At 62.3% G+C, this 14,499-nt stretch carries 14 protein-coding genes; all 14 read right to left on the bottom strand.

Going from position 1 to position 14,499, the window contains the following annotated elements:
• The 14 genes from ACMGE0_RS10555 to ACMGE0_RS10620 all read right to left on the bottom strand — a co-directional run bounded on the left by ACMGE0_RS10555 (nucleotide 1) and on the right by ACMGE0_RS10620 (nucleotide 14,409).
• Entirely contained in the window at nucleotides 1–1,251 is a 1,251-nt protein-coding gene (locus ACMGE0_RS10555; protein WP_436815796.1) for a LysR substrate-binding domain-containing protein, read from the bottom strand.
• Between the two features lie 79 nt (nucleotides 1,252–1,330).
• Nucleotides 1,331–2,254 carry a methylenetetrahydrofolate reductase gene (locus ACMGE0_RS10560; RefSeq protein WP_436815797.1) on the bottom strand — a complete coding sequence of 308 codons (924 nt, stop codon included), beginning with the start codon at nucleotides 2,252–2,254 and terminating at the stop codon, nucleotides 1,331–1,333.
• Between the two features lie 92 nt (nucleotides 2,255–2,346).
• Complete coding sequence (ligM, locus tag ACMGE0_RS10565; protein ID WP_436815798.1) at nucleotides 2,347–3,759, bottom strand: vanillate/3-O-methylgallate O-demethylase; 1,413 nt, start codon at nucleotides 3,757–3,759, stop codon at nucleotides 2,347–2,349.
• 147 nt (nucleotides 3,760–3,906) lie between these two features.
• Nucleotides 3,907–4,611 carry a GntR family transcriptional regulator gene (locus tag ACMGE0_RS10570; RefSeq protein WP_436815799.1) on the bottom strand — a complete coding sequence of 235 codons (705 nt, stop codon included), beginning with the start codon at nucleotides 4,609–4,611 and terminating at the stop codon, nucleotides 3,907–3,909.
• A gap of 211 nt (nucleotides 4,612–4,822) precedes the next feature.
• Nucleotides 4,823–5,695: an NAD(P)-dependent oxidoreductase gene (locus tag ACMGE0_RS10575; RefSeq protein WP_436815800.1), complete on the bottom strand. Its 873-nt coding sequence runs from the start codon at nucleotides 5,693–5,695 to the stop codon at nucleotides 4,823–4,825.
• A 15-nt stretch (nucleotides 5,696–5,710) separates the two neighbouring features.
• Nucleotides 5,711–6,766 (bottom strand): 4-oxalomesaconate tautomerase, encoded by a 1,056-nt coding sequence (locus ACMGE0_RS10580; RefSeq protein ID WP_436815801.1) that lies wholly within the window; start codon nucleotides 6,764–6,766, stop codon nucleotides 5,711–5,713.
• Nucleotides 6,767–6,940: 174 nt separating this feature from the next.
• The gene (locus ACMGE0_RS10585) at nucleotides 6,941–7,612 is read right to left on the bottom strand and encodes a 4-carboxy-4-hydroxy-2-oxoadipate aldolase/oxaloacetate decarboxylase (protein WP_436815802.1); all 672 of its coding nucleotides are present in this window, start codon (nucleotides 7,610–7,612) and stop codon (nucleotides 6,941–6,943) included.
• A gap of 16 nt (nucleotides 7,613–7,628) precedes the next feature.
• On the bottom strand, nucleotides 7,629–8,357 hold the full coding sequence (locus tag ACMGE0_RS10590) for a PIG-L deacetylase family protein (RefSeq protein WP_436815803.1): 729 nt from the start codon (nucleotides 8,355–8,357) through the stop codon (nucleotides 7,629–7,631).
• A gap of 10 nt (nucleotides 8,358–8,367) precedes the next feature.
• Nucleotides 8,368–9,324 carry a VOC family protein gene (locus tag ACMGE0_RS10595; RefSeq protein ID WP_436815804.1) on the bottom strand — a complete coding sequence of 319 codons (957 nt, stop codon included), beginning with the start codon at nucleotides 9,322–9,324 and terminating at the stop codon, nucleotides 8,368–8,370.
• A 269-nt stretch (nucleotides 9,325–9,593) separates the two neighbouring features.
• Nucleotides 9,594–10,247: a TerC family protein gene (locus tag ACMGE0_RS10600; protein WP_436815805.1), complete on the bottom strand. Its 654-nt coding sequence runs from the start codon at nucleotides 10,245–10,247 to the stop codon at nucleotides 9,594–9,596.
• Between the two features lie 337 nt (nucleotides 10,248–10,584).
• Nucleotides 10,585–11,466: an ABC transporter permease gene (locus ACMGE0_RS10605; RefSeq protein WP_436815806.1), complete on the bottom strand. Its 882-nt coding sequence runs from the start codon at nucleotides 11,464–11,466 to the stop codon at nucleotides 10,585–10,587.
• Between the two features lie 11 nt (nucleotides 11,467–11,477).
• Nucleotides 11,478–12,404: an ABC transporter permease gene (locus tag ACMGE0_RS10610; RefSeq protein WP_436815807.1), complete on the bottom strand. Its 927-nt coding sequence runs from the start codon at nucleotides 12,402–12,404 to the stop codon at nucleotides 11,478–11,480.
• A gap of 11 nt (nucleotides 12,405–12,415) precedes the next feature.
• Nucleotides 12,416–13,399, bottom strand: coding sequence for an ABC transporter ATP-binding protein (locus tag ACMGE0_RS10615; RefSeq protein ID WP_436815808.1), 984 nt, complete (start codon nucleotides 13,397–13,399; stop codon nucleotides 12,416–12,418).
• Nucleotides 13,396–14,409, bottom strand: a complete 1,014-nt coding sequence (locus ACMGE0_RS10620; RefSeq protein WP_436815809.1) for an ABC transporter ATP-binding protein — start codon at nucleotides 14,407–14,409, stop codon at nucleotides 13,396–13,398. The genes ACMGE0_RS10615 and ACMGE0_RS10620 overlap by 4 nt, the downstream gene beginning before the upstream one ends.
• Between the last annotated feature and the right edge of the window lie 90 nt (nucleotides 14,410–14,499).

Genomic DNA, 14,499 nt, shown 5'->3' on the forward strand with positions numbered 1-14,499 from the left:
CTACTCGGCAGCCTTCAGCGACGGCAGGTGCGCCCCTTCCGTTGCGCTCACCGTCTCCTCCGTCGCCACCACCCGGCGGATTGCCGCCAGATATTCCGCCTGGAGAGCCGTCGGCTGCCAGTTCCGGCGGGTGGTGATGCCGATCGAAAGAGGCTTTCCCGGAACTTCATAGTTCAGGAGCGTGAGAAAACCAGCTTTCAGTTCATGCCTGAGCTGATGGCGGGAAAGCAGCGCCAGCCGATCCGATTGCATCAGGATGCCGCGCAAGGCCGTCAACGAGCCGGTCTCGACCGTACCCTGTCTTCGCTGTCCTTCCGGAAACCTCTTGGCCAGCGTATCGAATGTGCTCCGGTTCGGTGTGCCCTTGCGTGCCACGACCCAGGGATAGGCGGCAAGCTCGGCGAGCGCCACATCCGCCTTCCCGGAAAGCGGATGACCGGCACCGGCGACGACTGCAAGCCGGAAATCGAAGAGCGGTTCCTGCACGAGCGACGCCGCGATACCGCTGCGGAGCGCGCCGATGAGGAAATCGATATGACCCATTTCCAGATCGCTGATGAGCTGCTCATAGCTGCCTTCGAGGATCTCGAACCGTGCCATCGGATAGATGAAGGCAAGTGCCGCAATGGCATCCGGCACGATGGTGGTGCGCGCCATGGGGAGCGCGCCGATTGAAACCAGACCGTCGAACCTGCCGCGCAGCTCCTGCACCTCTTCGGTGGCGTTGCCGAGCTCCTTCAGCGAAAGACCCGCCCACCGGGCAACGGCGCGCCCGGCGCTGGTAAGTCGGGTCGTGCGACCGTCTGCCTCGAAAAGGCTCGTCCCCAGGACGGCCTCTGCATTGCGCGCCGTTCGCTGAACCGCCGCCCCCGATTGTTCGAGGATGCGCGCGGCGCCGGGAAAACCGCCGGCCTGCGCGAAAGCCTGCAAAGCCCGAAGGTGGGAGATCGTCAGCCGCGCGTCGGCACCCGAATCGCGGGAACCGGAATCCGCCTGGAGCTTCTGGCAACCGGTGCGAATGAGCTCCAACGCCCGCAGAGAACGCGCCTGCACGACACGTCCCTCCGGCGTCGACATCGCCTGGCCGGGGCCGCGTTCTAGGAGCCGCGAGCCGAAGAGATCTTCGAGACGGGAAATCGCCTGCGAGGCGGCAGGTTGGGTGACGCCAACGATGTCGGCGGCTTGAGTGAGCGAACCGGTGCGCAGACAGGCGCAAAACAAACGAATGTGACGCAGATTGGGATAATCCATCCCTGTCTCCTCCCCTGCCTTCTCTCCTCCTGGCAGCGGCGCGGCGAGGCAGGTCGATCACCTGCCCGCAGTTCGAAAATCACGGCAAGACGTGACGCTCGCCGGTGAGCTGTTCGTTCATCCACTCGGCGCTGGCACGAATGCCGCCGAGCGGGAATACGTGGACCTGCTCGATGAGGCTTTCCGGATGGGCGGCCTTGTAATCAGCGATATCCGCCAGAACCTCGGTCGGCTCGTAGGGAACCAGAAGCTTGCTCAAATCGAGCGCGCGCTTCTGCAGCACGGTAAGCGACGGACCGACACCGCAGGCGATCGCGAACTTGATCAGCGTCTGCAGCTTGGTCGGACCGGCAATGCCGAGATGGATCGGCAGCTTCACACCGGCAGCGGCAATACGTTCCGCCCAGGCGATGACCGGCTTCGCGTCGAAAGCGAATTGGGTGGCAATGGCCATGTCCGCGTCGGTGCGTTCGGAGAAGGCCTGCTTGAGTTTCAGCGCCTCGTCGACGATCTTCGTGCTGCCGTCGGCATCGATATCCTTGTTGCCTTCCGGATGGCCGGCGACATGCAGCCGCTTGAAGCCGTAGCGGTCAAACAAGCCGGATTCGATGAGCTGCAGCGAGCTTTCGAGATCGCCTACCGGCTTCGGAATGCCGCCGCCGAGCAGCAGCGCCTGTTCGACACCCGCTTCGTTGTGGTAACGCTTGATCCAGTCTTCGAGCGTCGCAAGGCTCGGAATGATGCGCGCCGGAAAATGCGGCATGACCTGGAAACCGTCGTTGGTCAGGCGCTTCGCCGTCTCGACCATTTCCTCGATCGGCGTGCCGTCGATATGCGCGATATAGACCCTTGTGCCCTTCGGCAGCAGCGTCTTGAAATCTTCGATCTTTGCCGCCGTGCGCGGCATGACCTCGATGGAATAACCATCGATGAGATCACGGAAGCCGGCCGGCTCTGCGGACCGCTCTTCCTGTTTGCTTTTGAAAAGATTCAACAGTGCCATAATCGATCCTCCCCCCGTTTACACCAATGATGACTGTCCGACCAAACGGACGGAGCGGCGTGCGAGAAAATGCTTTCTCGCACGCCTCGTGATTAGAGGGCCTTCTTTGTGCGCCAGCTTTCGGCGTAATTTTCACGGGCTTCCTGAGCGTAGGGAACGGCCGCGACGCGGACGCGGATCTCGGCCTGGCCGTGACCCTGCTCGACCGAGGTCTTGGAAGTGCCGCCATCCGGCTCGCCCCAGACGAGCGTCAGGATGTCGTTCTCCTTGATATCGGCATCGACCACGCCGAGCGACAGCATCGAACGTTCGTTGTAGCTGTAACCGTTGAACATGGAGAGACCGACGACCTTGCCGTTCTTCAGAACCTTGTCGAAGCTCGACGAAGCGTAGTTGGAAAGCGGGAAGTCGATCCATTTGGCAGCCTGCTCGCCGGGCTGGAAGGCCGAAGCAATGACCTTCACGACGTCGTCCGAGTTCCATTCGAACGTCACCTTACGGCGCTGCGGTGTCTGCTTCTGCTTTTCAACGGCGGCCCGACCGACGAAGTCATGGTCGAACTTGACGTAGACGCCGTAACCCAGTTCGTAGGGGTTCAGATAGTAGTCTTCGATATTGTCGGAGACGAAGCTGCCGCCGATCGAGCCGCTGGCTTCATAGCTCTGGGCGGAAAGCCAGTCGCGATAGGCCTGGAGCTCTTCGCCGGTATAGATCGCCGGAAGCGGCGACGGAATCCAGCCGGATTCCAGCGTGTTGGTGGCATAGGCGCGGCTGCCGACCGGGCGCAGGTCGACGCCTGCTTCTTCGGCGGCCTTCAGGATAGCGGCGCGGACCTCGTCCTTCTCCGCATACGGACCCCAGATTTCGAGCCCCGGTGCGCCGGCCATGCCGTGACGCAAGGCCTGAACCTTGCGGCCCGCAACGTTGATCCAATCGACATGGAAGAACTTGATCTCCGGGATCGGGCCGCCGTTCATCTTTTCGAAGACCTTCGGCGCATCCGGACCCTGGATCTGGAAGCGATAGTGAACGCGGGTGACCAGCTTGCCGTCCGGACGCGACGGAGAACGCGGATCGTGCGTCAGCTTGACGTTATACTTGCCGAGGGAGGCGTTGTAGAGCAGCCAGTTTGCGGTCGGCGCGCGGCCGACGAGGACGAACTTCTCCTCCGTTTCCCGGAAGATGATCATGTCGCCGATGACATGGCCCGCCGGTGTGACAGGAACATAGTGCTTGGCGCGGTCGACGCCGAAATTCGCAAAGCTGTTGATCGCCAGGCTTTCGAGGAATTTTGCCGCATCCGGACCTTCGACGATCAGCTCGTCCATGTGGTGAGACTGGTCGAAGAGAACGGCGCCTTCGCGCCATGCGGCCTGTTCCGAACGCCAGTTGGAGAACTCCGGGGCGACAACCGGGTATACATAGATACCGGTCTTGGAGTTGCGCAGATGCTCGACAGTGTTGCCGGCATCCTTCAAAACTTGCGTAAGATTGGCTTGGGTCACGGAATTCCTCCCTATGGTTTGAAGTGTCATGTATACATGACGACATCAGCGGACAAATTCAAGGGAAAATATTCGGCAGGCTGACGATCGGCCTCCGGATGGTAAACCGAAGGCCGCCGGCAGGTGGAAAACCGATAAGGGAATCCGTCAGGAATTGAGGAGGACGAGGCCAGGAACCATAAGCATCAGTTCCGGATCCTCGAAGACGGCATATTCGAGGTTCTTCCGGGCAATCCGTGCGTGCTCGCGGGCGATGAACTCCGCGCGCGCGCCCTCCCGTCCGGCAATCGCCGAAACCATCGATCGGTGCTGATCCTGCGCGATATGGAGAGACTGGCGAAAGGCCGCGACATGCGCCCGCCCGGAGAGAAAAGCGGAGGGAGAGGCGAAGGGAAGCCGCGTCGCACGCTCGACTTCGCGTTGGATCACCGTACTGCCGGAGAGCTCGACAAGCGCGGTGTGAAATTTTGCATTCGCCTCGGAATACGCTTCCAGATCCACGTCATCCGAAGCCTGGCCGAAACAATCCTCCAGTCGTGCCAGCAGCTCACGGAGTTGATCAAGCCCGGCCTGAGAAACGCCGCGTTCTGCAGCAAGCCGCGCAGCCGTACCCTCCAGCACGCCGCGCAGCTCGATCGCATCGACCGCATCCGCATAGGTGAAGCTCCGCACGACAAAGCCGCCATTCGCCAGACGATCGAGCAGTCCTTCTTCCGCCAGGCGCGACATGACCTCGCGCACCGGCGTGCGGGAAATCTGCAGCGTTTCGGCGAGCGGAACCTCGAAGAGCCGGGTGCCGCCGGGATAGTCGCCGCTGAGGATCTTCTTCCGCAGCTCCATCAGCGCGCGCATCGTGTGGGTTGTTCTTGCACTCTCTTCCAAATCAGCACCTTTGCCTGTGGCGAGGGCGGCGCAACCTGCGCCTGTCGATCCGGAAATCTTAGCGATATCCGACGATTTGGCCAAGTGCAGTGTATACAGGCGGTTGAGAAGGGAAAAACAGCGCGCATTCCGGCTCGAAAAGCCGGCGGGTATACAAGACGCGTTTGAGGGATACCGGCCGCTATTTCGCCGTCCGGCGCGCCGCGAGAACACGGGCGACGGTGTCTCGAAGATCACCGGACGGCTTCACGCCGCTCGCCGCCATAGCGTCCTGGATGGCTGCGGTCTCCCGCGCAATACCGCCATTGAGACCGAGCGCATCAAGCGTGGCGCCGCTTTCTCGCATTTCGGCAGCGCGCCGGCGGCCGTGCCGGGTTGTGCGTTCGAACTGATAATCGGGGAATTTCGACCAGTCGAGGCCGGGAAAGCTCTGAGACAGCGAAGAAACGATCTCCTCGAAACAGCCGGAGGCTTCCGCGGCGAGCAGCGCCTCGATGGTGATCGCCTCCAGGCCTTTGACGAAAACGGAACGCACCATCTTGATGGCGGTCGCCGAACCCGGCGCTTCACCGGCGACGTCCGCATTGAATCCGAGACCTTGAAACCGCTCCAGAAGCGGGGCCGCCAGCTTGCCCGCGAGCAGAACCGGCGTGGCGTGGCCTTTCGGGTGCACCGGCGCCATGACGGCCATATCGAGATAGTCCGCACCCGTTCCATTGATCAGGGCGGCGGTCTCGCGCTTGCGGTCGGGCGAGACGGAATTGATATCGATGAAGAGCGCGCCTTGACCGAGATGCGGCGCGATCGACTGCGCCGCAGCGAGGCTCTGATCGGCGGTGACAGCGCTGAATATCCATTCGGCATCGGCAAGCCCTGCCGGCGATCCAGCGGGCTTCACGCCTCGGCTCGTCATCGCCGCCTGCATTTCTCCGGCGTTTTCGGCCCTGTCGAGCAGCAGGTCGTAAGCCTGGAATTCGCCGTCATCGAACTTCGGCGCGAGGCTGTCATGGAAGGCACGCGCCGCTTCGCCGAAGCCCAGGAATGCGATTTTCATATTCCTTGCCCCATGCTAATCGCCAAAAACCACACCGTCGAAGAGCTTGCGCGCCGTGCGCAGCACCGCCGCGCGATCGACCTCGCCATTCTTCATGGTGGCGATGACACTCATCTCACCCGTCGGATGCTCGATCGACAGAAGCTTCTCATCCCCATCCGGAATGACCGCCAGCTCTGCCGCCGGACCTTCCGGCAGCAGGCAGGCCGTCGCGACGCTGACGGCGCCGAGCACGCCGATCGCATCATGACAGGAATGCGGAATGAAGGTGCGCGTGGAAATCGCTCCGCCTGCGGCCGCCGGCGAAACCATCGTCATCTTCGGCACGGATTTCCTGGCGACATCGCCAAGGTTCATTAGAGGCCCAGCCTTCAGCCGGATCGCCTCCAGCTTGGCGCGCAATTCCTGGTTCGCCTCGAGTTCCTTCGGATTTTCCGTGCTTGTGATGCCGAGCGCGTCGGCGCGCATGACGACGCAGGGCATGCCGTTGTCGATCAGCGTGCAGGCGACGCCTTCGATCTCGTCCACGGCATTTCCGGTCGGCAACAGCGCGCCGCAGGAGGAGCCGGCCGTATCGGCAAACACGATCGGTACCGGTGCGGATGTCCCCGGCACGCCGTCGATCCTCGCATCGCCCTTGTAGTTCACCTTGCCGCCGGGCGTCTCGATCGTAGCGATCGCGATCTGCCCGGTATTCTCCATGAAGATGGAGACTTCGGTCTTTTCGCCTTTCACCGGCACCAGCCCGCGCTCGATGGCAAAGGGTCCAATGCCGGCAAGGATATTGCCGCAGTTCTGCGCATCGGTGACGATCGGCTGATCGACGAAAACCTGCAGGAAGAGATAATCGACATCGACTCCTTCCCGCTCGGATTTCTGCACCACCGCGACCTTGGAGGTCAGCGGATGGGCGCCGCCCATGCCGTCGATCTGACGCGGATCGGGCGATCCCATGACCCGCAGCAAAAAGCCATCGCGATCGGTCGGCAGGTCCTCCGCCAGGAAATACCCGCCCTTGGACGTGCCGCCGCGCATCCACATGCACCGGACACCGGTTTCGGTTTCAGTCATTGTCATCTCCCTCTTCTCCCCTGTCGGAAAAGGAGAAGCAATTTCGCTGCCGGGTATGTCGGAAAAGGCTTCAACCCTCTCCGCCGTCATCCTCGGGCTTGTCCCGGGGATCTGCAAACGGTCGATATGGGTAGATCCTCGGGACAAGCCCGAGGATGACGTGCAACGGACCACTCAAATATACTTCAAACCCTTTTCAGCGAGCCGGCCGCGCATGTCGTAGATGTCGAGCCCAAGTTCGCCGGCTGCAAGCCGCTTACGCTTGTCATCCTCAGCGGCAACGCGCGCTTCCGCCTTCTTCGCCACCGCTTCCGCCTCTTCGCGCAGCACGACGCACACGCCGTCGTCGTCGGCGACGACCACGTCACCCGGACGGACATAGGCGCCGGCGCAGACGACCGGCACGTTGACGGAGCCGGGCGTCTCCTTGACCGTCCCCTGTGCGAAGATCGCCTTCGACCAGACCGGGAATTTCATTTCGGTCAGGTCAGCCACATCGCGAACGCCCGCATCGATGATCAGGCCTTTACAGCCCCGTGCCAGCGCCGACGTGGCGAGAAGGTCGCCGAAATAACCGTCTTCGCAGGGGCTGGTCGGGGCCAGCAGCAGGATGTCGCCGGCCTTGATCTGCTCGATTGCCACATGAACCATCCAATTGTCGCCGGGAGGCGCCGAGATCGTGACGGCGCTTGCCGCCAGACGGGCACCCGGATAGATCGGCCGCATGTAGCTCGCCAACAGGCCCTTTCGGCCTTGCGCCTCATGCACCGTGGCGACGCCGCAGGCGGCCAGGCGGTCGATCACCGACTGATCCGCGCGCTCGATATTCTGAACGACGACCGACATCAGAGTTCATCCCTTATCAGAGTTCATCGACAGTGCGCGGGAAGACCGACTGGAAGCCTTCCGCATGCGTCGACTTGCGGCCGCCGGACTGACCGCCGGAATTGCGCATGAAATGATTGCCGCGGTTTTCGGCGACGTTCTTGTAGAAATCCCAGAGGTGCTCCTGGCCCTCCATGCATTGGATGGCCGCCCACTTCTTCTCCCAGACGGGCGAGATGTCGAGAAAGACGTCCGGCTTCCACTCCATCTGTTCGGTCTGATGCGGCTCGAAGAGATAGAGCTGCGGCGCACCGAGGACCTTTTCGCCGGGATTGTGGCCCCAGGCCTGTGCGATCATGCGGGCATCGAGCGCCACCTGCGTCGTGTACATATGGTCGGTGTTGTAGGGATCCCATTTGGAATGGGAAAGCATGAATTCCGGCTGCACCTTGCGGATGACGTCCACCAGCTTGAACTTCGCTTCCTGATCCACGACAAGCGGATAGTCGCCAAGGTCGAAGAACTGGATATCGGTGACGTCGAGCGCCTTGGCAGCAGCTTCCGCCTCCTTGCGGCGGGCGGCCTTCACCTTTTCCAGCGTCATGCCCGGGTTTTTCCAAAGCTTGGCGCTTTCGCCCCGCTCGCCATAGGAGAGGCAGACGACCGTGACTTCGTAACCCTTTTCCTCATGCAGCGCGATCGCGCCGCCGCAACGCCAGACGAAATCCGCCGAATGGGCGCTGATGACCAATGCTGTCTTTGCCATGGGATACCTCTTACTTGTGCGCGACGGGCGGCGTGCCGTGCGTATGGAAAGTCTCGATCGTCTTCATGCCCCAGGCCTGGCCCTTCTTGCGCTCGGCTTCCGTCCAGACGACCGGTTTCCAATCGGGACGCAAGATCAGGCGGGCGCCGGAATTGGCGAGCTCGACGCGGTTGCCCGCCGGCTCCCAGACATAGAGGAAGAACGTGCCCTGGATCGCATGCTTGTGCGGGCCGGATTCGATATGCACGCCGTTTTCCAGGAAGATGTCCGCGGCGCGCAGGATGTCCTCGCGCTGGTCGCAGGCATAGGTGACGTGGTGAAAGCGGCCATGCGAACCGGTATGATCCTCGGAGCAAGCGAGATCGTAGGTCTTGTTGTTGATGGTGAACCAGCAGCCGCCGAGACGGCCGTTGTCGAGCTGGATCATCTCGGTGACGCGGCTGCCCAGAGCCGTTGTCATGAACTCGCGGATCTGGCTGACGTCGGCGGCAAGCAGGTTGACGTGATCGAGGCGGCGGGGGCACGCGCCGCGGCCATGGTAACGCTGTGCAATGTTCTTCAGCGCCGGCTTTTCTTCCGGCGGCGCCACATATTCCCTGGTGTCGAAATAGAGTTCGAAGAGATGATCATCCGGGCTCTTGAACTGATAGGCGCGGCCATGGCCGAGGTCGCCGTCGGTCCAGCCGACGCCCCAGCCTCTTTCCTCGATCACCTTGACGCGGCGCTCCAGCGCTTCCGGAGAAGCGGTACGATAGCCGATATGGCCGACGCCGGTCGTATGATGCTTGGTGAGTTTCAGCGTGTGGAATTCATAATCGTCATAAGCACGCAGATAGACGCTGTTGCCCTCGCGACCGCTTTCCGTCAGTCCATAGACGCGGGTGAAGAAATCGAGCGTCTCGTCGAAACGGTCTGAATAGAGTTCCACATGGCCCAGATGGGCGACATCGTAACAGGGTTCGGTCATAGCTTTCCCAGATGATCACTCACGAGCGCCCTGCGGACGGGCCCATCTCCTCCAAAATCGAACCCGCGTATTCCACCCGCAACGCGGCCGGCGCCCAGGCGCCAAAGCTCGGATGAAGACATAAAAGCAGATCAGCGGCCTGACGAATAGGTTCTGCTGCCGCGGCATAAGTTTTGGTTGAGCCAGGGAAAACGGTTCGGGAAAGACGGGCGGAACCGGCCACCCGGAAATGGAATGGCACGGCAGCTTGCCGTGCCATTCCAAGATGATCACATCCCGAGATACGGCAGGACCTCGTGGGCACCGCGCCAGATCATTTCAAGCGCGACGTAGAGGATGACGGCGAGACCGACATAGGCGATCCAGCGATGCTTGTTGAGCAGGCGGGCGATGAAGCTTGCGGCAACACCCATGAGAGCAATCGATAGAACAAGGCCGAAAATCAGGACCTCGGGATGCTCGTGGGCGGCACCGGCGACGGCCAGAACGTTGTCGAGTGACATGGACACGTCGGCAATGATGATCTGCCACGCAGCTTGCGCGAAGGTCTTGCGCGGCGCCCCGCCGGCGACCGAGCCGTCCGCGTTGAGATCGGCATTGGCAAGCGCTTCGCTTGCCTCTTCCTCATGGTGATGCGGGGTGCGCAGCTCGCGCCACATTTTCCAGCAGACCCAAAGCAGCAGGATGCCGCCGGCGAGCAGCAGGCCGACGATCTGCAGAAGCTGCGTCGTGGCGAGCGCGAAGCCGATACGCAGAATCGTCGCGGCGATGATACCGACGAGGATCGCCTTGGCACGCTGGTCCTTCGGAAGGCCGGCGGCGGCAAGACCAATGATGATCGCATTGTCGCCGGCCAGCACGAGGTCGATCATGATAACTTGCAGGAGGGCGGATACCGCCTCCGGCGTAAAGAATTCCATCATTTGGCACCCAATCTATTAGCGCGGGTGAGTGCCCTCACCGTGGATCGAGACGAGCTTGGAACGCTTACGACCGGCATACCGCCTGTCGTAGGTCACCGCCGTTATCGTCGCGTGATGTCCACGAACTCCAGGCACCCAAGTTGGACAATCCAGTCCGACATCACAGTTCAAGGATGAACTGTCAGAGGGGCCCGGTCCTGGTGGCGTGAGATTTAACGGCATGATTACGGAAACTCAAGTGGCGAGTTTATGAAACAGGGCCGGATTCCGCCGTATTTTACACCGCATCGTTGCCGGTCCCTTGCCACTTCCCTGACTCACCCCCGCCCTCGCAGGGTTACGAAATGGTCGGGTCGAGTTTGTCGCGGAGCCAGTCGCCGACAATGCTGATCGACAGCGTGGTCAGCATGATGACGATCGACGGCGCGAGCATGATCCATGGCGCGCGGGTCAGATATTCGCGGCCGAAGCCGACCATGTTGCCGAGGCTCGTCTCCGGCGGCTGAACGCCGAGGCCGAGGAAGGAAAGCCCGCTTTCCATCAGGATGATTTCCGGGAAGGTCAAAGTCATGGAGACGATCAGCGTCGAGGCGACGTTCGGCAATATGTGGCGGAGATAGACCCGCGCAGGCGTCGCGCCGAGGTGCACCACCGAGGCCGCATAGCCTTGCGCGCCGGCGGAGATCGCGAGGCCGCGGGCGATGCGCGCATAACGTTCCCAGCCGTAGAACCCCATGAGGCAGACGAGCAGCACCATGGAGGAGCCGAAGAAGGCAAGCACGGCCAGAGACATGATGAGAAACGGCAGCGCTGCCTGGAAATCGGCCAGCACGAGCACGAGGTGTTCCACGAACCCGCGGAATTGCGCAGCGGCGAAACCGAGCACGGTGCCGAACACCGCGGAGATGATCGTCGCCCCGAAGGCGATGACCAGCGATACGCGGATGGACTGGATGAGACGCGAAAGAACGTCGCGGCCAAGTTCGTCCGTGCCGAGGAGATGTTTCAATCCGCCCGGATGCGAAAGGCGGCTCGTCAGATCCATAGCCGTTATATTGTACGGGCGGATCTGATCGGCGAAAATAGCGACCACCACCATGGCGAAAAGCCAGAGAATGCCAAGGCCGACGGTGAATGGCAGATTGCGGCGAATCCGCGTGATGAATGCCGCATACCAGCGCGGCGCCCGCAGGGTGCCCGACAGATCGATCGAAGCCATCTCAGTTCTCCTCAATGCGACGCGGCTGAGCGAAGACGGGGGTCGAGCCAACCATAGAGCAGGTCGACGGCCAGATTGGAAACGACCATCGCGGCTGCGATGATCAGCAGGATGCATTGCACGACGGCGAGGTCGCGATTGCTGACCGAGACGATCAGCAGGCGTCCGATTCCCGGCCACGAGAAGATCGATTCGACGACCACCGCGCCGGCGATCAGGGAGCCCACCATGAAGCCGACGATCGTGACGATCGGCACCGCGGCATTCGGCAGCGCATGGCTCCAGACGACGTCATGCCATTTCAGGCCCTTGGCCGAAGCGGTGCGGATATAGGGCTGCCCCATCACCTCGATCATCGCGCTGCGGGAGAAGCGAGCAAGGATGCCGATGCCCCCGATACTCATCGTGAGCGTCGGCAGGATGCCATGAACCCAAGTGTCCTGGCCGCCGGAGGGCAGCACACCCAGGATAACCGCGAAGATGAGCACCAGAAGAAGGCCCATGACGAAAGACGGAATGGTGAAGCCGAAAACAGCAAGCAGGATCACCCCGCGATCGGTGAAGCTCTGGCGATGCAGCGCCGCATAGACGCCGGCGGGAATGCCGATCACCAATTTCAGCAACAATGCCGGGATCGTGAGCTGCAGCGTCGCGGGCACCCGCTGGAGGACGAGCTCCAGCGCGGACGCCTTGTCGCGCATCGACACGCCGAAATCGCCGGTGAAAATGGATTTGATATAGGCGAGATACTGTATCCACAGCGGTTGGTCGAGGCCCCAGGCGCGGCGGAAAGCATCGACGGATTCCTGCGGCGTATCGGGACCGAGCATCACCTGCGCCGGATCGCCCGACATGCGCAGGACGACGAAAGCGAAGGTCACGACGGCAAGGATGGTGATCGCTGCCCGGAGGATTCGCACGGCTATGAAACGGATCATCGCAACCTCCCTTATGCCGCGATCGCCGCGGTTTCACCCGCCACCACGTGACAGGCAGCCGTCCGGCCGCCGCCGATCTGCCTAAGTTCCGGCACGACGGTACGGCAGATGTCGCGTGCCAACGGACAGCGCGGATGAAAGGCGCAACCGGGCGGACGGTTGGCCGGGTTCGGCGGCTCGCCCTGAAGGATGACGCGCCCTTCCAGGCGCTTGCCGGGAACCGGAACGCTCGAAACGAGCGCCTTTGTGTAGGGATGCTGGGGCGACTGGAAGATGACGTCGGACGACGCTTCCTCGACGATCCGGCCGAGATACATGACCGCCACGCGATCGGCGATGTTGCGCACGACCTTGAGATCATGGCTGATGAAGACCATGGCTATGCCGTTTGCTTCCTGCAGGTCGCGCAGCATGTTGACGACCTGGGCCTGGATGGAGACGTCGAGCGCGGAAACCGGCTCGTCACAGACGAGAAGCTTTGGGCGCGCGGCGAGCGCCCGGGCGATGACGGCACGTTGGCGCTGCCCGCCGGAAAGCTCGTGCGGATAGTGCCCCGCCTGATCCGGACGCAGGCCGACCGCAGCCATCAGCTCGGCGACGCGAGCGGCCTGATGCTGCTTCGGAATGAGCTTGTGAACCTCCAGCGGTTCGCCGATTTGCTCCGCGATCGTCAGACGGCGATCGAGCGCAGCCAGCGGGTCTTGGTAGATAAGTTGCATTTTGGCGCGCAAGGTCCGCCATTCGGGCGTACGGAGCGGCGGCATGGGTTTGCCCTCGAAGCGGATTTCTCCGCCCTGGGCGGTGTCGATGCCGAGCAGCATGCGCCCGAGCGTCGATTTGCCGGAACCGGATTCGCCGACGATCCCGAGCGTCTCACCCGGCTTGATGGCCAGCGAAATTCCATCCACGGCGCGAACCGGATGCGGCCGGCCAAAAAGGCCACGGCGGATTTGGTATATGCGAACGAGGTTGTCCGCTTCTATGAGCGCGGTCATTGCAGCATTTCCTCCGCTACTCTGGTCTTTGTCCCGGCAGTCTCCTGGACCGTTACCGGCCGTGTGCAGGCAAGCTGCCTTCCGTCGCTCAAAGACAGGAGCGGCGGACGCTCGCTGCGGCAGGCTTCGGCCACCCGCGAACAGCGCGGCGAGAAGGCACAGCCTTCCGGCAGATGTTTGGGATTGGGAACCGTACCCGGTATCGGGATGAGCCTCTGGCGCGGACCGTCGATCCGCGGGATCGCATCGAACAGGCCGCGCGTGTAGGGGTGCCGGGGCTCGGAAAAGAGTTGTGCGGTGGTGCCTTCCTCGACGATCCGGCCCGCATACATGACGCATACCCGTTCACAGACCTGGCTGACGGCGCCGAGGTCATGGCTGATGAAGACCGTCGCCATCCCTGTTTCGGCTCTCAACTGGATCAGGAGATCGAGTATCTGCGCCTGGATCGTCGCATCGAGCGCAGTGGTCGGCTCGTCGGCGACCAGCAAATCCGGTTCGCCGGCCAGCGCCATGGCGATCATCAGACGCTGACACTGGCCGCCGGAGAACTCATGGGGATAGAGATCGAAGCGTCGGCGCGGATCGGGAATGCCCACCATGTCCAGCAGCCGAAGCGCCTCGGCCTTGGCCGCCTCGCCTTTGAGCCCGCGGTGAAGGGCCAACGCTTCGATGATCTGGCGGCCGATACGCAGCACGGGATTGAGCGAACTCGAAGGGTCCTGGAAGATCATCGCGATCCGCCCGCCCCGCACCTGCTCGAAGGCTTCACGTGAGGCGCCGGAGATTTCACGGCCCTCCAATCGGACCGACCCGGTAACGCTGGCTTTCCCGGGCAACAGTCCCAGGGCCGCAAGCCACGTGACCGATTTGCCGCAACCCGATTCCCCGACGAGCCCCAGCGCCTCGCCCCGCCGGATATCGAGGTCGATGCCATGCAGGACCTGAACGCCGTCGAAGGCGACTTTCAGGTCGCGCAATTCCACGAGATTGGACGATGCTGCACCCATATCCGCTCCCAATCCTGCCTCCTGCCGTCTCCGGCCCGTGAGGCATTTTCATCATTGAAAAACAAAGGCCCCGGCGACCGATAGGCCGCC

The sequence above is a fragment of the Neorhizobium descurainiae genome (assembly GCF_051400715.1).
Classification (GTDB): Bacteria; Pseudomonadota; Alphaproteobacteria; order Rhizobiales; family Rhizobiaceae; genus Neorhizobium.